Source organism: Enterobacter sp. 120016 (assembly GCF_018383635.1).
GTDB lineage: Bacteria > Pseudomonadota > Gammaproteobacteria > Enterobacterales > Enterobacteriaceae > Enterobacter > Enterobacter asburiae_D.
In genome coordinates, this window is the sequence record NZ_JAHAWC010000008.1 from 30,231 (window position 1) to 48,149 (window position 17,919).

At 50.8% G+C, this 17,919-nt stretch carries 20 protein-coding genes; 11 read left to right on the top strand and 9 right to left on the bottom strand.

The genetic code is table 11. The features are described 5' to 3' along the window. Positions 1-15 precede the first annotated feature (15 nt). On the top strand, positions 16-837 hold the full coding sequence (locus KIF87_RS13230; protein ID WP_032660966.1) for an alpha/beta fold hydrolase: 822 nt from the start codon (positions 16-18) through the stop codon (positions 835-837). Here the strand turns inward: KIF87_RS13230 and KIF87_RS13235 are convergent. After that, complete coding sequence (locus tag KIF87_RS13235) at positions 800-2,221, bottom strand: MFS transporter (protein ID WP_213328967.1); 1,422 nt, start codon at positions 2,219-2,221, stop codon at positions 800-802. The genes KIF87_RS13230 and KIF87_RS13235 overlap by 38 nt on opposite strands. 47 nt (positions 2,222-2,268) lie before the next feature. After that, a complete protein-coding gene (locus KIF87_RS13240; RefSeq protein ID WP_213328968.1) occupies positions 2,269-3,360 on the bottom strand; it encodes a cellulase family glycosylhydrolase in 1,092 nt (363 codons plus the stop codon). A gap of 185 nt (positions 3,361-3,545) precedes the next feature. Here KIF87_RS13240 and KIF87_RS13245 point away from each other — a divergent pair, with 185 nt between their 5' ends. Continuing rightward, positions 3,546-4,553 (top strand): LacI family DNA-binding transcriptional regulator, encoded by a 1,008-nt coding sequence (locus KIF87_RS13245; RefSeq protein ID WP_213328969.1) that lies wholly within the window; start codon positions 3,546-3,548, stop codon positions 4,551-4,553. Here the strand turns inward: KIF87_RS13245 and fosA are convergent. Continuing rightward, positions 4,539-4,964 (bottom strand): FosA/FosA2 family fosfomycin resistance glutathione transferase, encoded by a 426-nt coding sequence (gene fosA, locus KIF87_RS13250; protein ID WP_213328970.1) that lies wholly within the window; start codon positions 4,962-4,964, stop codon positions 4,539-4,541. The two genes, KIF87_RS13245 and fosA, sit on opposite strands and share 15 nt — an antisense overlap. 199 nt (positions 4,965-5,163) lie before the next feature. Between fosA and trpS the strand changes: the two genes are divergently transcribed. Then, positions 5,164-6,168: a tryptophan--tRNA ligase gene (gene trpS, locus KIF87_RS13255; RefSeq protein ID WP_213328971.1), complete on the top strand. Its 1,005-nt coding sequence runs from the start codon at positions 5,164-5,166 to the stop codon at positions 6,166-6,168. A gap of 75 nt (positions 6,169-6,243) precedes the next feature. On the opposite strand, the gene KIF87_RS13260 is transcribed toward trpS, so the two are convergent. Beyond that, on the bottom strand, positions 6,244-6,507 hold the full coding sequence (locus KIF87_RS13260) for a hypothetical protein (protein WP_213328972.1): 264 nt from the start codon (positions 6,505-6,507) through the stop codon (positions 6,244-6,246). A gap of 377 nt (positions 6,508-6,884) precedes the next feature. Next, on the bottom strand, positions 6,885-7,352 hold the full coding sequence (locus tag KIF87_RS13265; protein WP_213328973.1) for a SymE family type I addiction module toxin: 468 nt from the start codon (positions 7,350-7,352) through the stop codon (positions 6,885-6,887). A 459-nt stretch (positions 7,353-7,811) separates the two neighbouring features. Between KIF87_RS13265 and KIF87_RS13270 the strand changes: the two genes are divergently transcribed. Together KIF87_RS13270 and KIF87_RS13275 are read left to right on the top strand one after the other, a co-directional pair. Beyond that, positions 7,812-8,825 (top strand): HNH endonuclease family protein, encoded by a 1,014-nt coding sequence (locus tag KIF87_RS13270; RefSeq protein WP_213328974.1) that lies wholly within the window; start codon positions 7,812-7,814, stop codon positions 8,823-8,825. After that, positions 8,825-9,439: a class I SAM-dependent methyltransferase gene (locus tag KIF87_RS13275; protein WP_213328975.1), complete on the top strand. Its 615-nt coding sequence runs from the start codon at positions 8,825-8,827 to the stop codon at positions 9,437-9,439. Before KIF87_RS13270 ends, KIF87_RS13275 begins: the two co-directional genes overlap by 1 nt. Positions 9,440-9,445: 6 nt before the next feature. Here the strand turns inward: KIF87_RS13275 and KIF87_RS13280 are convergent, their stop codons facing one another. Next, on the bottom strand, positions 9,446-9,880 hold the full coding sequence (locus KIF87_RS13280) for a hypothetical protein (RefSeq protein ID WP_213328976.1): 435 nt from the start codon (positions 9,878-9,880) through the stop codon (positions 9,446-9,448). Next, positions 9,877-10,578 carry a hypothetical protein gene (locus tag KIF87_RS13285; protein WP_213328977.1) on the bottom strand — a complete coding sequence of 234 codons (702 nt, stop codon included), beginning with the start codon at positions 10,576-10,578 and terminating at the stop codon, positions 9,877-9,879. The genes KIF87_RS13280 and KIF87_RS13285 overlap by 4 nt, the downstream gene beginning before the upstream one ends. Before the next feature lie 413 nt (positions 10,579-10,991). Here KIF87_RS13285 and KIF87_RS13290 point away from each other — a divergent pair, with 413 nt between their 5' ends. The 4 genes from KIF87_RS13290 to KIF87_RS13305 are packed head-to-tail and all read left to right on the top strand — an operon-like array spanning position 10,992 to position 13,816. Beyond that, positions 10,992-11,327, top strand: coding sequence for a hypothetical protein (locus KIF87_RS13290; protein ID WP_213328978.1), 336 nt, complete (start codon positions 10,992-10,994; stop codon positions 11,325-11,327). After that, positions 11,324-12,562, top strand: a complete 1,239-nt coding sequence (locus tag KIF87_RS13295) for a PfkB family carbohydrate kinase (protein WP_213328979.1) — start codon at positions 11,324-11,326, stop codon at positions 12,560-12,562. The genes KIF87_RS13290 and KIF87_RS13295 overlap by 4 nt, the downstream gene beginning before the upstream one ends. Then, complete coding sequence (locus KIF87_RS13300; protein ID WP_213328980.1) at positions 12,559-13,164, top strand: 7-cyano-7-deazaguanine synthase; 606 nt, start codon at positions 12,559-12,561, stop codon at positions 13,162-13,164. The genes KIF87_RS13295 and KIF87_RS13300 overlap by 4 nt, the downstream gene beginning before the upstream one ends. Then, the gene (locus KIF87_RS13305) at positions 13,142-13,816 is read left to right on the top strand and encodes a nitroreductase family protein (RefSeq protein ID WP_213328981.1); all 675 of its coding nucleotides are present in this window, start codon (positions 13,142-13,144) and stop codon (positions 13,814-13,816) included. The genes KIF87_RS13300 and KIF87_RS13305 overlap by 23 nt, the downstream gene beginning before the upstream one ends. Here KIF87_RS13305 and KIF87_RS13310 read toward each other — a convergent pair. Both KIF87_RS13310 and KIF87_RS13315 read right to left on the bottom strand, forming a co-directional pair. Next, a complete protein-coding gene (locus KIF87_RS13310; RefSeq protein ID WP_213328982.1) occupies positions 13,760-14,605 on the bottom strand; it encodes an 8-oxoguanine DNA glycosylase in 846 nt (281 codons plus the stop codon). The two genes, KIF87_RS13305 and KIF87_RS13310, sit on opposite strands and share 57 nt — an antisense overlap. After that, on the bottom strand, positions 14,602-15,171 hold the full coding sequence (locus tag KIF87_RS13315; RefSeq protein ID WP_077257130.1) for a DNA adenine methylase: 570 nt from the start codon (positions 15,169-15,171) through the stop codon (positions 14,602-14,604). Before KIF87_RS13315 ends, KIF87_RS13310 begins: the two co-directional genes overlap by 4 nt. A 374-nt stretch (positions 15,172-15,545) precedes the next feature. Here KIF87_RS13315 and KIF87_RS13320 point away from each other — a divergent pair, with 374 nt between their 5' ends. Together KIF87_RS13320 and KIF87_RS13325 are read left to right on the top strand one after the other, a co-directional pair. After that, a complete protein-coding gene (locus KIF87_RS13320; protein ID WP_213328983.1) occupies positions 15,546-16,973 on the top strand; it encodes a deoxyguanosinetriphosphate triphosphohydrolase family protein in 1,428 nt (475 codons plus the stop codon). Further along, on the top strand, positions 16,927-17,757 hold the full coding sequence (locus KIF87_RS13325; protein ID WP_213328984.1) for a hypothetical protein: 831 nt from the start codon (positions 16,927-16,929) through the stop codon (positions 17,755-17,757). Before KIF87_RS13320 ends, KIF87_RS13325 begins: the two co-directional genes overlap by 47 nt. Positions 17,758-17,919 lie beyond the last annotated feature (162 nt).

Below are 17,919 nucleotides of genomic sequence, written 5' to 3' on the forward strand. Positions count from 1 at the left end.
GCACAGGAACACACTATGGCAACGTTTAAGGCAAAAGACGGCACGCAGATTTATTACAAAGACGGCGGCGCGGGCAAACCGGTTCTCTTCAGCCACGGCTGGCCGCTGGACGGCGACATGTGGGACAGCCAGCTGAACTATCTGGCCGAGCGCGGCTTCCGCGCCATCGCCTTTGACCGTCGCGGCTTTGGCCGCTCGGATCAGCCGTGGAACGGCTACGACTACGATACCTTTGCGTCCGACATCAACGACCTGATTACCACCCTGGATCTGCGCGACGTGACGCTGGTGGGCTTCTCCATGGGCGGCGGCGACGTGACCCGCTACATCAACAACTACGGCAGCGCGCGCGTGGCCGGTCTGGCGCTGCTGGGCGCGGTGACGCCGATCTTCGGCAAATCCGACTCCTTCCCGCAGGGCGTGGATCAGAGCGTATTCGACGGCATTCGCGACGGACTGCGTAAAGATCGCGCCCAGTTTATCAGCGACTTCGCGACCCCGTTCTACGGCATCAACGCCGGACAGACCGTCTCTGCCGGTGCGCTGACCCAGACGCTGAACATCGCCCTGCTGGCGTCGCTGAAGGGCACCATCGACTGCGTGACCGCGTTCGGCGAAACCGACTTCCGCCCGGATATGGCGAAAATCGACGTGCCGACGCTGGTGATCCACGGCAGCAACGACCAGATCGTGCCGTTTGAAAGCACCGGCAAGCTGGCGGCAGAGATGATCAAAAACGCCACGCTGAAGGTGTACGACAACGCGCCGCACGGCTTCGCGCTGACCCACCAGGACCAGCTCAACGAAGATCTGCTGGCGTTTGTGAAGTCGCTGTAATTTTCTGTAGGCCGGGTAAGGCGCAGCCGCCACCCGGCGCTTTCGCAGACGCGTTCCGCTCCGCCAGCAGCCGACAAATCTTCGCATGCTTCTCCTCGGTAAAGGTAAAGCGCGACATAAACACGATGCGAATCAGCGACCCTATCGCCGGCAGCAGGCAGATCCCGAAGAACAGCCCCGACAGCACGCCTTCGCTCTGGATTTGCGCCTGCGGCACGTAGCCAATCATGGTCAGGAACACGCCGATTAGCCCGCCGCCCACCGCCACCGACATTTTGCCGGTAAAGGTCTGCCCGGAGAAGGTGATCGCCGCGCAGCGCTTGTTCGTGTGGTACTCCGCGTACTCGATAGTGTCGGCAATCATCGACGAGGTGAGGATGTTGGTCATCATCACGAACAGCGTGCTCAGGCCGAGCAGAATAAACAGCATCGTCACCTGCTGATACCCGACAAACCACATCACCACGCGCACCGCCACATCCAGCCCGCAGAGGATCATAAACAGCTTCCGCTTCTGCATCCGCCGCGTCAGCATCGGCGCGACCAGGCACAGCACCGCCGCCACGATCCCCATCACGCCAATCGCCATCTGCAGGCTGCCGTCGCCCAGGTTGTTGATAAAGAAGTAGATATACAGCCCGCCCGCCACGTTATGAAACACGCAGAAGAAGAACGACAGCAGGACGATAAACAGCGGCTTGTTCTGGCGCAGGTTGTGGAAGGTATCCCGGATGGTCACCTTTTCCGGGCTCGGCGGCACGCGCTCTTTGATCTGCATAAAGCCGTTGAGCATCAGCGGCAGGCCCACCAGCATCATCACCAGCGCCGCCATAAAGTAGCCTTTATCGTTGCTGTACTGGGCGAAGAACGCCGCCAGCTTCGGGAAGAAGATGTTGGCGCAGGCAATCCCGGCGTTGACCCCGAGCATCGCCGCCGTCACCGCGCGGGTGCGCTGGGCGGAGTCGTTGGTCATCACCGACGACATCGACCAGAACGGAATATCGGAGATGGCGTACAGCGTCCCCCACAGGATGTAGGTCACCCCGGCGTAGAGGATTTTGGTGGTCATGTCCGCTTCGATTTTATAGAACGACAGCAGCGTGACGCCGGTGATCAGCAAAGGCGCGATCAGCAAAAAGTGGCGAAACTTGCCGAACCGGCTGTTAATGGTGTCCATAATGCTGGCAAACAGCGGATCGTGAACCGCGTCCCACGCGCGGGCAATCAGGAAGATGGTGCTCGCCGCCAGCGCCGAGATCCCCAGCACGTCGGTGTAAAAATAGTTAATAAACGAACCCACTAAACCAAAGCTAAAACACTGACCTAAACCATAGCCAAAATAAGACCACAACTCGCGAGACGGTATTTTCATTGTCGTTGCCATTGTTATATGCCTGCCTGGTTGCCCGGCGGTCGGCCGCCGGGTCGATATTATTCGCCCTGCGCCTGCGGGGCGATCTTACGCAGCTGCTGCATTAATGCGATTTCACGGCGCGAGAAAGGAATGCCGTTCTCCTCGAACACGTCGTGGAACCACAGGCGGCAGTAGTCCGTGGACTCCTTCATTACCACCGGCCACGGCAGCCACGTCTGGGTTTTGCCGCGCACCAGCCCCCACTGGTACGGCGCGACCTTCGCCGCGTACATCAGCGGAAGCTGCTCTTCGAGAGTGCTGCCCACGTGGCGCGCCAGCCATTCGGTGCAGAACAGCGGGCGACCGAGCTGTTGCAGCTGCTGGATAATCGCCGTCATGCGCCCCGTGTGGGTGTAGGCGTGGAAGCTCACCACGTCCGAGAGCGCCAGCGCGGTCTGGTCCAGCGGATGCTGAAAGAACGTCTCGCCCTCCTCTTCCGGCGGCAGACGCCACGCGCAGACGGTGAGCGGCTGGGTCGGGTCTTCTTCACGCACCCACTGGAACGCCAGCTTCATCAGCGCGTGGGCGCAGGTCTCCAGCTTCGCGTCGTACTGCACCTCCTGCGTGCCGGTCGCGAAAATGCCGCGGTTGCCCGGCTCGTTGTAGAGATCCCACAGCAGCACGCGCTTATCCTCGCGGAACTGGCGGACAACGTCGCGGATATAGCGCTCAATGTCTGCCCAGCAGTCGGGATCGCACACCCTGTCGCGCCCCGGGCTCGCCGCCGCCTGGCTGTTGTGCTTGCCCGGCACCGGCGGCTTTTGCGGGCCGAGGTACGGCTCGTCGCCGGAGAAGCCGCAGTCGTCCATCAGGGTCAGCATGGTGCTAAACCCGCGACCGTCGGCAATCGTCAAAAACCTGTCGATGCGCGCCATCAGCCCGTCGCGGTCGTGCTCCCAGACGATAAACGGCAGGTTGATGCGCAGGGTGTTGTAGCCCGCCTCCGCCGCCCAGCCCAGCTCGCGCTCGATGGTTTCGGCATCGAAGGTCTCCTCCTGCCAGATATCGGTCCAGTTCACCGCCGTCGACGGCAGATAGTTAAACCCGCACAGCCAGCCTTTTTGCTCGTACCACGCCTGTGCCTGCTCCCTGCTCCACTGCTCTTTCATTACGCGTCCTCTTACTGATAATATTTAGCTAATAAATATTAGTTGCAGGATAAATGCGCAAATCACGGCGTTTAGAAAAGCGACGGCTCTCACAAAGTTCACGCTTCGATGAATGAGAAACGTGATCGACGGCGCTAAAGCGCGCGGTTAGGGTATGATGCGAAATCGCGAAAGGGAGAGGACGGATGAAGCGAAAAACGAAAGTGACGATGAACGATATTGCGCGGGCGGCGGGCGTGTCGCAGGCGACGGTATCGCTGGTGCTTAACCAGTCCCGCAACATCAAGCTCAGCGACGACACCCGCCAGCGGGTGATTGGCGTTGCCACCGAGCTCGGCTACGACCGCCTCCCCGCCGTTCACGCCCCGCGCAACCAGGAGGAGATCGCCCTGCTGGTCAGCTCCATGCAGAGCTTCGACCCGTTTATCGACGCCATCAGCCAGGCGCGGGAAGCGGCGTGGCGCAACGAGACCCTGCTCACCGTCTACGACTACGGCGACGACATCGAGCTGGCGCTGAACATTATCCGCCAGCTGGAGAAGCGCAACTGCATCGGGATTATTCTCGCGTCTCCGGTCACCACGCTGGTGGACATGACGGCATTCCAGGACTGCACCCGCATTCCGCTGGTACTGCTCAACCAGCGCGACCCCGGCTCGCCGCTGCTGCCGTCGTTTATCCCGGACGACTACGCCAACGCCTTCCAGGTGACTAAACACCTTATCGCCTGCGGGGCCACGCGCATCGCCCACATCACCGGCGAGAGCTGGATGGAGGCTTCGCGCCAGCGTCTGGCGGGCTACCAGGCGGCATTACAGCAGGCCGGACTGGCGTGCGACGACAACCTGGTGCGCCAGACCAACTGGCAGTTCAGCGAGTCCTTTACCGCCACCACGTCCCTGCTGGCGCTGGCCGAGCGCCCGGACGCCATCTTCTGCGCCAGCGACTGGCTGGCGATTGGCTGCTATCAGGCGTTGGCGGTTAACGGCGTGCGCATCCCTCAGGACATGCTGCTGGCGGGCTACGACGACCAGAAGATCTCCGAGCAGCTCACCCCGCCGCTGACCAGTATCCAACTGCCCTACAGCGAGCTGGGACGGCTGGCGGTGGAGTACCTGTGCAATGAGGAAGATGCCGCCACGCACGTGACGCTGGCGGGCAGGCTGAAGGTGCGCGCCTCAAGCCTCGTCTGAGGTAAACACCATGCCCGCGTAGGGCTTCTCGCGACACGCCGCCAGCCGCGCGGCGAGGCTGCCCACGTGCAGCTCCAGCTTGTGCCCGTCCGGGTCGAGAAAATAGAACGACGCCCCCTCGCTTTTGTTCTGCTTCCAGACGGTGACGCCCGCCTGCTCGAGCCTGTTCGAGAACGGTTCAAAATCCGCCTCCGCCAGGGTAAACGCGTAGTGGGTGTAGTCGCTCTCCTGCGGCGGCACATACTGGCGCGCCTCGTCGTACGACAGGCAGACCCACAGATCGCCGCAGGTGAGATAGGCCCCGGTATTCCAGCGGGCGTGCAGCGCAAGCCCCAGCAGCTCGTGCCAGAAGGTGACGCTTTTTTGCAGGTCGCTGACCGCGAGGGTCAGGTGGTTGAGTGATTGCAGCATGACGTGCCCTTTTGTTTTTCGCGCCGGACGTGGTACGGTAAAGAGATGAACATAAACCACGCCGTGCTCACCGTAAACCGCTGGTGGCTGCCTTCTTAAAGGCGGCACGGAGTTGTTTTCCCCATTTTCAGATAGCCGCCGAAAGGCGGCTTTCACATTTCTAAGACCCCTTTCGGCCACTGCCCATTAAGGAGTCTTTATGAACAAGCAAACCATCCTCACCGGCGACCGCCCAACCGGCCCGCTGCACCTCGGCCACTTCGTCGGATCGCTGCGCCAGCGCGTGGCGCTCCAGCAGACGCACAGCCAGTTTGTGCTGATTGCCGACCTGCAGGGGCTGACCGACAACGGCAGCAACCCGCAGAAAATCCGCGACAACATCCCCGAAGTGCTGGCCGACTACCTCGCCGCTGGCATCGACCCGAACCTGACCACGATCTGCCTGCAGTCCGCCCTGCCCGCCCTCGCCGAGCTGACGATGCTGTTTATGAACATCGTCACCGTCGCCCGCGTGGAGCGTAACCCGACGGTGAAAAACGAGATTGCGCAGAAGGGCTTTGCCCGCTCGCTGCCGGTCGGGTTTATGGCCTACCCCATCAGTCAGGCGGCGGACATCACCGCGTTTAAGGCCGAGTGCGTGCCTGTCGGCGACGACCAGCTGCCGATGATTGAGCAGACCAACGAGATTGTGCACAAGATGAACAGCCTGCTGCCCGCCCCGGTGCTGCGCCACTGTAAGGCGATGCTGAGCGACACCAGCCGCCTGCCCGGCATCGACGGCAGCGCCAAGATGTCGAAATCGCTGGGCAACACGCTGCACCTTTCGGCCAGCGAAGAGACGATCCACCGTGCGGTCAGCGCCATGTACACCGATCCGAACCACCTGAAGGTGAGCGACCCGGGGCAGATTGAGGGGAACGTGGTGTTTACGTACCTCGACGCGTTTCATCCGGATAAGGAGAAAGTGGCGGCGATGAAGGCGCATTACCAGGCGGGCGGGCTGGGTGACCGGGCGTGCAAGAACGAGCTGGAGGCGTGCCTGCAGGAGCTGATTGCGCCGATGCGGGAGCGGAGGGCGATGTATATGCGTGACAGGGGCGAGCTGATGGCGATGCTGAAGCGCGGGACCGAACGGGCGCAGGGGGTGACGCAAGGGACGTTGAGGGAGGTGAAGGTTGGGCTGGGGGTGCCGGTGTTTAGTTAAAGTAGATTTAGCGGTGGAGTGCGTGGGATTGGCACGAAGCCGCTTAATTGTTTTAGAAAGCGGCTATGAAATATTTCATCCCTGCTTCAGGTTGCATATCTTTCGGATAATGATCATCAGTAGCGCGGTAACGACGACCATCATCCCACCCAGCACCCACAGGAATGATGGGTCTGCTTCACCATCAGCAAACCCCAAACCGGTACGATTTAAAAAATCATTGCTGGCTTGAGATAAGTAATCGAGCAAGCCACCCAGTGGAAACAGGACGATAAAGAAGGAAGCAATGAGGCATGACAGACCCATCAGGAAATTATTTTTTAACTTTGCATGAAGCATAATCAGCCCTTCCTGTCACATCAATACGTCCGTATGCCATCAACCCTTTACCACCAGGTAATGCTGCATTCCTGATAAAGACGCATTCTGTAATATTAGTTACGGGTTCTATACCTGAAAAACGGGAAACGTCCCAGCGCCATGAACGTGTAGTTTCAGCTTTCATCCATCGGCGGAGACATCGTTGTAGTCCATCCTACAAATCTGCATAGCAGTCCTCCCTGTCGCTTTGCGGAGAATGTTACAACCGATTTATTGAGTGCACCAGCGGTGATAGATAATTCACGTGAAAAACAAAAAATACGGACATGCGTATTCATGTCCGTATTGACTTATCCTTTTACAGGATTAATGAAGGGTGATTTTAGATATTATTCTTATTCTGCCAGACCATTTCCGCGCTTCACCATAGGTATATCTCCCGTATCATTCAACGCTCCCGGAAACGTTTTTAACCACTGCGCGACTTTCAGTTTATTTATATTCACCACGCTCATACCTTCCAGGCATCCCCATAATTCTCTTGTATGCTGTGGCGTAATCACAATGCAGTCTTTCATGGCGCGGATTTTTACGGGCATGCCGTTGATAAAGCCCGCGCGAGTTAACCAGTCGCCGCCCAGGAGAAGATATTTCATGTCTATGCGTGCATAGAGTTCGCAGCAGGCGGCACTGTCCTGCGGCGTTTCCGCGCGGGGATGGACGGGGGCCGCGTTGGTCTGGTTGCCGTGTAAACGGCGGGCGCTGTTTTTGCGTACCAGCTCGCGGTTTTCAATCATGCCGGTGAAAGCGTCTGATTCTGTTTTGCAAACAGTAAACTCTGGCTTAAAATTCGTTGTAGCCATTTTCAACTCCTGATTAGTTGTTTGTGGTTAGCGGTATGGGGGTGTTGCAGCACCTTCATATCGCGAATTCTCTCTTTAAATATTCCTTGATACTTCCTTTGCCGTTCGGCGTAATTTCTGGTGCTCATTATACAGAGCTGAATATAAATACAGCGGTTTGGTGTGGGGTAAATTTAGAATTTGCGAGGGGGATTCAGGAAATAACGGTAGGTATTTTTTAATTCGAGAAACAACAACACTTCGGCCTGAAAATCACTTCAACTCCCCTCTTCCAGATATCTGTTCGTTCGCATACCTGGCGCTAATGCCGCATTGATTGCCGCTACATCGCTCTCTCAAACCTCTCAAAAATTCATCAAACCTATAGATTAACGATTTACATCACCCTGATTTTGTTATGTGATCCTGTTACAGGCTTTAGTAACGTCCTGCCCAGCCAACCGTAACAGGACTTCATCGATGGAATTTTATCAGGCCGATCCGACGCTTGAGAACTACTGGCGTGGTGTGATCCTCTTTGGAAGGAACGTCGCATCTTACAAGTTCGCGCTGGCGTCAGCGTTGTATGAAGTGGATAAGACGGGCAGCGATTTGATTACACTCGACCAGCTTGCCGTGCCGTTCAGCCGCTATCTTTGCGAGCACCTGAAGCATGCACCAAACCAGATCACCTCACGCAGCAGTCAGTTTTTGGAAACCTGTCTGAAATTCAACAGAAGCGAAATCACCCATGCCCAGCTCATTGAAGCGACGGTGCGCCTTGGCTTTAACAACGTGATTGATGCCTTTCACTACGTGAACCAGGGCGAGATCGATAAACGTTTTTTCCTTGATGAGCGCAAAACCCATAACGGGATCCGCCTGACGGATAACTTCTTTAAACTGGGAGAACGCCTGCAGTATAAAAACCTCGCTTTTGAAACCAATGCTCGCTGGAACCTGGTGGAACAGGCCTGGTCTATGGGGATTTCGCGTAACCTTGTGGGCGTGGAGTTCGACGAAGATAATCAGCTGTTGTTCACGAGGGTGAATGCGCGTCGCGTAGACATCACCAGCTGCCGCGACAGCCTGAATGGTTACCAGAAAGGACGGTGTTTTTACTGCTTCAAACCTATCAGCCTGGTACCGGGAGATGAAGAACTGGCGGACGTCGACCACTTTATTCCCTGGGCAGCCCGAAAAGAAGTGAGCAATATTAATGGCGTATGGAACTTAGTGCTGGCCTGTCGGTGCTGTAACCGTGGCGCCGAAGGCAAATCTGCACGCATTCCCGAGCTCAGGCTCCTGCAGCGGTTACACGCCCGCAATGAGTATTTTATTCAGAGCAAACTGCCGTTACATGAGACGATTGTTCTACAGACAGGGCAACATCCTGAAGCACGGAAAAGCTTCCTTCAGCGTAACTGGCAGGCCGCGCTGGATAAACTTATCCATACCTGGAAACCCAACGCAGAAGGCGAGGCAACGTTTTAATGACACTTCACTACTATCAAAACCACGCGAAGGATTTCTTCGATGGCACAGTCAATGTCGATATGACCTCGCTCTACGAGGCCTTCACCCAACATCTGCCTCACGGTGCCCGGGTTCTGGATGCGGGCTGCGGTTCTGGTCGGGACGCAAAAGCCTTTCATGAGATGGGTTATCTGGTGGATGCGTTTGATGCCTCTTCCGCCATGGTGGAACTGGCAAAGCAACATACCGGGCTACCCGTGCAGCTGATGACATTTTCAGAGATCGACGGTAAAGCGCAGTACGATGGGATCTGGTGCTGTGCCTCTTTGTTGCATGTCCCCTCTTCTGAGTTGCCCGCAGTGATGCAGAAGCTTGCGGATGCGCTTAAACCTGGCGGTGTCTGGTATGTTTCCTTTAAGTATGGCAACGGTGAGCGCGTGCAGGGTGAAAGACGGTTTACGGACCTGGATGAAGAGGGGGTGCAGGAGTTGCTGAAGGCAGTTCCGGGAATAGAGATAGCATCGCTGTGGGCAACTCAGGATAACCGCCCAGACAGGGATGAGACATGGCTGAATGGGGTATTACGAAAAGCGCCGCTTGATCATCAGGCGGTGCTAATCGACACGGAATAAGCGAACTCAGTAATTCATCACCTTGGTCAGCTCAACTTCACCCGTAGCGGCATTAAAGTACAAATAGAAAATGTCCCCTTTTACCTGATCGGGTTTTGACCAGATTTCCTTATCCCCCAGGCGACGCTTTTCCTTCGTGTATCCCAGCGTTTCGAGATACGCACGCAACGGTGCTACACCAGTAGCCCCTTTAAAGAAGATGCTATTTGAAGGGGCATAACCATCACCGGGATGCGCCTCGAAATAGTAGTCATCCGTTACACGCGGGGCGTTTTCAATATCCTTGTCAGTCAGCGTGTGGTAGTGGAAAAAGTCATTTTGGGTGTAAACCGTCGTTTCATCAGAACCCGATGCCACGAGCCAGACAAACAGCCATCCAAGGATAAAGACGGTGGCAACCGAGAGTGCGCACCACTTCAGGACTTTTAAAAGGGTTTTCATCGTTTAGCCCCCATGAATGAGAGCGATGTCCCATCGTTTGTAATGACCTTCACCACTCCGGATGCGAAATCGTCCCACGGCCGAAGCCACGTCATAAAATGCGGAAGATTAATCGTATACGGCTGGTGCAGCACACACTGGTCCTTTGGATCAGGAAAGAGAATCGGGCGAAAGCCATGGTTTTTATGGGAACCAATAGCACCATAGTAATCCCACCGGCGAACGGCTGATTCATAGCTCACAGGCTTGAGACGATAGCCGTACCGGCCAGGAATAATTGCGCGATAGAACCCGAACAAGTCAGACACCAAATCCTCACCGCTAAAGCCGCTGTCCGTATACCAGGAGAATGATCGCAGGCTTTGCAGACCTTCGAGTCTGGATGCGGTGTTCATCATCATCGCCAGCATGATTCTGTTAATGTCTTCGGTACTTCGGCCACGCTTAATTTCCCAGTGAGAGAACTTCCCGACGCCGAGCCGCGATTTGAATTTTAAGACGCCCATATCTTGCCGATACATGACGGAATAAGATGGCTTACCGCTACGCTCTCCCTCAACGAATTGACGTTTGAGCGTTGCCACGTCATTGCCACGGGCATGTCCCATATCAAGCCAGCCCAACGCCTCGGTGTAGACGATCCCTCTGTCGAGAACGTCGAATAGTGCCCCATCCTTTATCTCTCTTCTGGTGCTCATGCTTACATCTCCATATGTAGTGTAACTAGCTATGTTATAGACGGTTTTTGGCAGTCCAGACATATCCTTCTTGAACAACTTAAGCTTGTTGGTGCTCACTTCGTATAGTATTTCATGGCCCTGAAATTTCACTGGCATCCTGATTTTTACAATATCCCCCCAGATTTAGTTAACCATAAACGTGAAAAAATTCATCTAAAACATGCGGTTGCCTTTAATTTTGTCAACTCGTGAAAATCGCCGGACATAGTATCAAGCAGCTGTTTTCGCAGTATATGGGCCGTTATGGCAGCAGTACTAAACACAAAAACAATGTTTGATGATGATCAGAAAATCGTCAATTTTTGTACAAATAGATCTTTTTTCATAATACATTTTAATGACATATCTCTAGCTATAATCTCGAGGTCATTATGTCCGGTTCAGGCGGTGGGAGCTTTGGTGGTCAGTTTGGTCAAGACACTTTTGAGCTTACATGTGAAAAATTAACGATAACTACACAGCTTAGCTCGCCAAACCCAGCTGTAGTGCCATTACTCAAAGTTGGTAACATACTGGTCATCCAGCAACGCAACCAAAACGGATTATCTTTAACTGAAGCCATATATGGTGCTAACCAAGTTGCAGGTGGTATTGCCTCCCCTCAAATTCGGCGCATGCGTGAATGCATTGAGCTCGGTACTACCTATGTTGCCAAGGTAATTTCAATCAATGGTGGGCAGGTTATGGTTAAGGTTTACGCACAATGAATACAAATACACCAGATAATGGAGTTCTGACATTAGTTGGAGGCTCTTACCATGAAGTCTGTCTGCACCCTGGCTACCACGATATATTCGGATCTGCCGGTCGAGCCGCTTCAGCACTTGCCCATCTCAAAGTACCAGTTAATTTTCACACTTACGCGGATAACAGCGTTGCTCAAGTACTTCGTGAGAGAGCCTATTTTGAGGGCTTTAATGTCGACATCCAACCTCTAGCTCGTTCTATTTTGTTTCACTATGAGCATGGCCTGTCAGAACCTAAAATTTATAATGTGCCTCCCGTATCGATGCCAGACATCAGATTGAAAGCGACTAACGTTCTACGTTATGGGATGCTGGAAGGGACTGCTGTTGTTGATGCTGAATACGCCGTTTATGATCCTCAAAATGTGTCGAAACCCGAATTGTTCACGCAAAACGGCTCAACAGCAAAGAATCTGGCACTTATCCTCAACCGCTATGAAGCCACAACGTTGAGCGGTCAACCTAAATTATCTGTTGAAGAACAAGCTATCCATTTGTTTGAACAAGGCCATGCGCAAGTAATTATAATTAAGCAAGGGCCTGCTGGAGCCTTGGTATGTGATAATGGAAAAATATCCACGGTTCCAGCTTATGAGACCAGTAATGTATTCAAAATAGGTTCAGGAGATGCGTTCGTTGCTTATTTCGCATACCAGTGGATGATTAATAAAAAATCTGCTCATGATGCAGCTAATGCAGCTTCTCATGCAACAGCGTATTATTGTGAGAACAGTTTATTTCCATCATCTCAGGGGCTCGATGATTTTAATCCTAAGGCAATTTGCCCTACTTCTGAATTTCAACGTGGTGAAAAATATTCAGTCTATCTCGCGGGCCCTTTCTTTACTCTGGCACAGATGTGGTTAATTGAACAAGCTCGCCGCAATTTGAGCGATCTAGGCTTTAAAGTATTTTCTCCTTATCATGACGTTGGGCATGGTAAAGCAGAAGATGTTGTGGAAAGAGATCTTGAGGGGATAAAAAATGCTAATATCATTTTTGCGATTGGCGATGGTTTAGATGCCGGAACTATCTATGAAATAGGTTACGCTCGAGCATGTAATATACCCGTTGTCTTCTATGCGGAAAATGAAGCTGATGAAGACAAAAAAATGATGTCTGGCTCAGGGTGCATCTTGTGCAAGGATTATGTTACTGCAATCTATAAAACTCTTTGGACAGTGGTGCAGAAATGAAGACAGCTCTATTGCTCTCTGGTGGCATGGACTCTATAGCAATTGCATGGTGGAAACGACCAGATATAGCCATTACTTTAGATTATGGCCAACGCGCTGCAGAAGCTGAAATAAAAGCAGCTAGTGCGACCTGTAGCACCCTGAAAATTGATCATCATGTCATTAAAGTAGATTGTAGCTCTTTAGGGTCTGGGGATATGGCGGGTGCAGAGGCAAATTCTAACGCACCGAGCAGTGATTGGTGGCCTTATCGTAATCAAATGCTGATTTCACTTGCTGCAATGAAAGCGATTACGCTTGATGTCACGCACCTCTGGATAGGGACAGTGAGGTCTGATAGCTCTCATTCAGATGGCACGCTAGCTTTTGTGGATAAAATCAGTGAGCTGATGTCTTTTCAAGAAGGCAACATGATCGTTGAAGCCCCAGCAATAGAACTTTCCACAACTGAATTGGTTAGGCGTTCTGGCGTCACTCCCGGTGGACTTGCGTGGGCGCATAGTTGTCACAAAGCAAATATCCCATGTGGTAACTGCCGTGGGTGCAATAAGTATTTTCAGGTTCTGGATGAAGTAGGATATGGACTGGATAGACTTAGGTAGCCCGTTTCCGCGCATACAACCTCTCACATACCGACCTATTGAATGGCCGATAGAGGAGTTTTTTTTTCTACCACCTCCATCAGAAGGTAATTTATTGCCGCCGGTGCGTTCAGTGATTGAGTCACGTAGAACAAGACGTGAGTTTGGAGCCTTGGATCACTGTATACTTTCTGAATGGCTCTGGTTAGTTGCAAGGGAAATGGTTGCAGGGCATTCTCAATTAGGCTTCGCTCTAACCCAACGGCCAGCACCTTCCGCTGGTGCAATTCATCCTATACATATTGTTCTTTCCTTGCCAGAAATGGATGGGTGGCAACTCTACTTACCGGACAAGCATGCATTGGCGCTGCTTTCACAACCAAATCAGACAAGGGCCGTTGTACGCAATGAATTATTACCAGTACTTGATATTCAATCTGGCATCGTTGTTAGGCTTATTGCGGAACCAGGGAAGACGGCAGCTAAGTACGAATATGCGGACAGCCTTGTATGGCGTGACGCAGGTGTTTTAACAGGCCAGATGGCACTTGTAGCAGAAGCGTTTGCATGTAATTTTTGTCCACTTGGCATTACAGGCAATGAATGGTGCGCCAGTTTAAAACTGGAGGACTGCTTGGCCGGTGTCGGTTTGGCGGTTCTTGGCTCGCGTTAAACGTGGTTTAAGTTTTGTAAGTGATTGACCTCTCGAGGATTCAAGCAAAGAAAAAACTGTTCTTGAGGATGCTTGCATTTCGTACCAAATGAGAGCATCCAGCTCTGAGGCTTTCACCCCCATTGATTCACTAAACTGGATGAATAGTTGTTCAAGCTTCAGATAATCGCGCTCAACAGTTAGGTCTTGAGGGAAAAAACCAGCCAATAGGCCAGCTCGCAGAATGTGAATATCTAATATTGCAACATCATCTGCACCAAGCCAATTTCGAGCTACCCATGAAGCTGTTTTATAGCCAATACCCGGAATAGTAGTTAGCCAGTCGCGGAGCTGTCGGCCTGATTCAAGTGGTGGTGTTTCGATATCTAATTTGTTCAAGGCTGCGGCTAGATAACGGGATTTCTGCTTTGCGAAACGGTAACGCACAGATTTACTACCTGTATCAATCGGCTGAGAAAGCCATTCGTAAAGAAGCTCTTCTGAAGGAGATGGTGCTTCAAATGCTCCATATGCTTTTAACAGGTTAAATGCGGCAATGCCTATTGCTGCCGGTATTCCATGTCCACCAAGTAAGCAGGCTCCTACTTCCTCTTTTAAGGTCCGCCCCAGTTTGTAATTAACTGTATTAACTTCCAACCGGCGAGCAAAGACTTGGTAAGCCCAGTATGCAGGGGAGGGAAATGCTTCAATCTTTCCCCACATTACTCCTGGTAGTATGGCTTGATCAGCTGCAGGAAAATCGAGGTTGATTATAGTTGGTCCTATAATTACAGCTCCGCGCTGAGTCATACTGTCTCCAGACCATATTTGGTATTCAGCCATTGAATTAATTCACTACGCTCTGTTTGCTCCATCTGCTCGATCCGGTCATACAAGCGGGCACGACGACGAGCAACGGTTTGTCTTTCCCTGTAGTTGTTACCTAGATAACGTGAATCATGAAGCTTTGCTGGTGGAGCATAGTTCATCCACACGCTTTCTTCTCGAATACCTGAGTGGGTTTTTGCGTTAAATTTGACGCAGCGCCAACTTGTTAACATTTCGTTGTAAAGAGAGTTTTCATATCCAGAAATCATAACGTTACATGTTAGTGATAATATCTTTTCAAGCAGTTGTCGGTGGTTATCATCACTGTATTCATGTCGATAGATTCGGCTGCGTTTCCGGGTGCTGTGAACGTATGGTGGATCAACGTAAACTAACTCATTTCCCTTAAATGGAAATGAGCTAAGAAACGACAGTGCATCATCGTTAATGAGTTCACACATGCATGGCTCTGTTTTACGCCACTGTTCAATGACTTTGCTATCTAGATCTACACCAATACTTTTTTTAGCGGGTAGTTTGTTGCGCATAACTGCGCCTCCGCCTAAGTGCGTCTCAATGTACGTTTGGTGCTCGGGCATCAAGTTGATGAGCCGTTGGTAGCACTTGCCTTTTCCGCCTGGATATCTCATGAGGTAATCATCGTCATTTTTGACGATGATGTCAATTTTAATTGTTCTTCAAACGCTGGATTTTGGTAGTCAAAAAGAATGGTAAAAAATGTTTCACAATTCGGAATGATTGTGATTTTTATTTCACGGCATTCAGACTAAAAAATAATTGCAGAACTAATAATATCATGTGCTTATGTTCGTTTTTTTGTGCAGTTAATCATGATTTTTACAATATTCCATTGTTAATATGTATGAAACTTTAGTGAACCACATCTTCATCAGGAACTCTCATGCATTGGAATGACCTCTTAAACAGCAATCGCCGTAAACCCAAAAAAGAAAATAAGGATTCATCCCAAGATACTTCCAAAGGTAGGCAGCAGATAGAACGTGATTTTGACCGTATCCTCTTCGCTGCACCTACTCGTCGGTTAGCAGATAAAACACAAGTTTTTCCTTTGGATAAAAATGATAGTGTTAGAACACGCCTTACTCATTCACATGAAGTGTCTAATTTGTCGAGAGGAATCGGCATGCGACTGGCTTTTGAGCTTCAAGATGAGGTATTCAAGGATGTTTGCAAAGACATCTGCAAAGACATCTACCTAGAGCGCGATGTACCCGCACTGCTAGCGACAATTGGTTTGGTGCATGATATGGGCAATCCACCTTTTGGGCATCAAGGTGAGAAAGCTATGAGTGAATGGTTTACAAAAAACCTGCCTGAAGAGACTAAAGAGTATAAAGAAAAAATTTATGACGATTTTCGCCGTTTTGATGGGAATTCTCAGACCTTTCGTTTGGTGACTAAGCTTCAAATTTTAAATGATAATTATGGGCTAAATCTTACCTATGCCACCCTAGCATCAATGATCAAGTACCCCATATCGTCGGATGCAAATTCCGAGCTATGGAGTAAACACGGTTTCTTCCTTTCAGAGAAAGATGTTGTGCATGATGTCTGGGAAAAAACTGGCTTGTGCGAAGGTGTTCGTCATCCATTTACCTACCTAATGGAAGCTTGTGATGACATCGCCTACTCAGTACTTGATGCTGAAGATATTGTGAAAAAAGGGCTTGCCTCATTTCACGACCTTATGGATTTCATTCAGTGTCATCAGCTTTGTAAAGAGGATGTTGTTGCGAAACGCGTTGTGGATAATTGCAAAGAAGATCATACGACCTACGCGCAACAAGACCTTTCCCCTGCTGAGCTTAATGATATGAGCATGCAAAAGTTTCGTGTCTACGCCATCGCAGAGCTTGTTGATGCGGTTGTTATCGCATTTAAAGATAATATCGACAAATTTTTGAATGACAATTGCCAAATCAAAGACTTGGTGTCAGAAAGCAATGGTAGAAACTTGTGTAAGGTATTGAAGAAATTTGACAGTTCCAGGGGCTACAAGCACAGTAGTGTCCTTAAGCTTGAGCTAAAAGGCTCTAACTATATCAAGGGCCTAATGGATATGCTTTGGCTCGGAATTAAAGGTCGTGCAACAGGTGGCACCCAATGGGATACACCATTTGGTCGTTACGTTTACGGTCGCATTTCGGAAAACTATCGGCGTATTTTTGAACAAAGAAACGACTTACCAGCCCATTACAAAGAAGCTCAGTTGCTCGCTGATGCGATTTCGGGCATGACTGACAGTTATCTGATAGCATTACATGATGAACTCGCAAAACTCCACCAGTACGAATGTCGTCAGAGATGAGAATCTCCTTAAGCGCCGGATAAAGTATTACATCAAATCTGGTCGGGGGGGTAGGCAAAGCGAGACGGCGCTAATCAAGGCGCTGTCGCAGCAGGCACATCTGTATGTTTTTGGTGGGCTTATCCGTGATATTGGCCTTTTTACGGCTCACCAGTTTCGTTCTGATATTGACTTGGTTTTTGCTGGTTCCAAGAGACATCTTCATAGAGCTCTTTCTGATTATGGTTTGCAGCAGATAACTGAAAATAAATTTGGTGGCTTCAGGGTTAGAGACTTCAGTGTTGACATTGATATCTGGAGTCTTGAGGAGACTTGGGCTTTTAAAAATCATTTTATCATTCAAAAAGATGTGGAGAGCTTGCTGAATACTACCCTAATGTCATGGGATTCAGTTCTTTACGATATTCAAAATGATAGGATCATTACAAATGACTCATGGCTTACTGATCTACATACTGGTCGCCTCGATTTAGTACTAGAACATACCCCAGATGTAAACAGTGCTTTAATCAGAATATTGCGCACTATCTATGGTAAAGAAGTACTCATGCTAGGTGAGCGTCTATGCCAGTTTTTGGCATCATCGCTGAATTTTTATTCAAATCAGACATTAGTTAGTGATGAGCTTGAACGTTTTAGGACAAGTTACATTACTAGCACAAGGCTATCCAAGCTCCGCCAAGATCTTGCCAGTTGGTCAGGCAAAGGCGGTTTAAAAGTTAATTCCCATCTGTACTGTAAGCAGCTGAATTTAGAATTAATTTCATCCAATGAAAAGAAATAGCTCATTAACAAAATTAATTTTATTATCCCTCTAGATGCCTATATCCAGAGGGATATAATGTGGAGTTATACTAACTTTTATCAACACTGTAATGTAACCCGTATACAACAGAACCATCTCCCTACATCCCTCCAGATACTGCGTATGGTTATACGTCTCACG

What these genes read in the sequence shown, in the direction of transcription:
- KIF87_RS13230 (WP_032660966.1), top strand. Translation starts at nt 16, where the DNA reads ATGGCAACGTTTAAGGCAAAAGACGGCACGCAGATTTATTACAAAGAC.
- KIF87_RS13235 (WP_213328967.1), bottom strand. Translation starts at nt 2,221, where the DNA reads ATGGCAACGACAATGAAAATACCGTCTCGCGAGTTGTGGTCTTATTTT.
- KIF87_RS13240 (WP_213328968.1), bottom strand. Translation starts at nt 3,360, where the DNA reads ATGAAAGAGCAGTGGAGCAGGGAGCAGGCACAGGCGTGGTACGAGCAA.
- KIF87_RS13245 (WP_213328969.1), top strand. Translation starts at nt 3,546, where the DNA reads ATGAAGCGAAAAACGAAAGTGACGATGAACGATATTGCGCGGGCGGCG.
- fosA (WP_213328970.1), bottom strand. Translation starts at nt 4,964, where the DNA reads ATGCTGCAATCACTCAACCACCTGACCCTCGCGGTCAGCGACCTGCAA.
- trpS (WP_213328971.1), top strand. Translation starts at nt 5,164, where the DNA reads ATGAACAAGCAAACCATCCTCACCGGCGACCGCCCAACCGGCCCGCTG.
- KIF87_RS13260 (WP_213328972.1), bottom strand. Translation starts at nt 6,507, where the DNA reads ATGCTTCATGCAAAGTTAAAAAATAATTTCCTGATGGGTCTGTCATGC.
- KIF87_RS13265 (WP_213328973.1), bottom strand. Translation starts at nt 7,352, where the DNA reads ATGGCTACAACGAATTTTAAGCCAGAGTTTACTGTTTGCAAAACAGAA.
- KIF87_RS13270 (WP_213328974.1), top strand. Translation starts at nt 7,812, where the DNA reads ATGGAATTTTATCAGGCCGATCCGACGCTTGAGAACTACTGGCGTGGT.
- KIF87_RS13275 (WP_213328975.1), top strand. Translation starts at nt 8,825, where the DNA reads ATGACACTTCACTACTATCAAAACCACGCGAAGGATTTCTTCGATGGC.
- KIF87_RS13280 (WP_213328976.1), bottom strand. Translation starts at nt 9,880, where the DNA reads ATGAAAACCCTTTTAAAAGTCCTGAAGTGGTGCGCACTCTCGGTTGCC.
- KIF87_RS13285 (WP_213328977.1), bottom strand. Translation starts at nt 10,578, where the DNA reads ATGAGCACCAGAAGAGAGATAAAGGATGGGGCACTATTCGACGTTCTC.
- KIF87_RS13290 (WP_213328978.1), top strand. Translation starts at nt 10,992, where the DNA reads ATGTCCGGTTCAGGCGGTGGGAGCTTTGGTGGTCAGTTTGGTCAAGAC.
- KIF87_RS13295 (WP_213328979.1), top strand. Translation starts at nt 11,324, where the DNA reads ATGAATACAAATACACCAGATAATGGAGTTCTGACATTAGTTGGAGGC.
- KIF87_RS13300 (WP_213328980.1), top strand. Translation starts at nt 12,559, where the DNA reads ATGAAGACAGCTCTATTGCTCTCTGGTGGCATGGACTCTATAGCAATT.
- KIF87_RS13305 (WP_213328981.1), top strand. Translation starts at nt 13,142, where the DNA reads ATGGACTGGATAGACTTAGGTAGCCCGTTTCCGCGCATACAACCTCTC.
- KIF87_RS13310 (WP_213328982.1), bottom strand. Translation starts at nt 14,605, where the DNA reads ATGACTCAGCGCGGAGCTGTAATTATAGGACCAACTATAATCAACCTC.
- KIF87_RS13315 (WP_077257130.1), bottom strand. Translation starts at nt 15,171, where the DNA reads ATGCGCAACAAACTACCCGCTAAAAAAAGTATTGGTGTAGATCTAGAT.
- KIF87_RS13320 (WP_213328983.1), top strand. Translation starts at nt 15,546, where the DNA reads ATGCATTGGAATGACCTCTTAAACAGCAATCGCCGTAAACCCAAAAAA.
- KIF87_RS13325 (WP_213328984.1), top strand. Translation starts at nt 16,927, where the DNA reads ATGATGAACTCGCAAAACTCCACCAGTACGAATGTCGTCAGAGATGAG.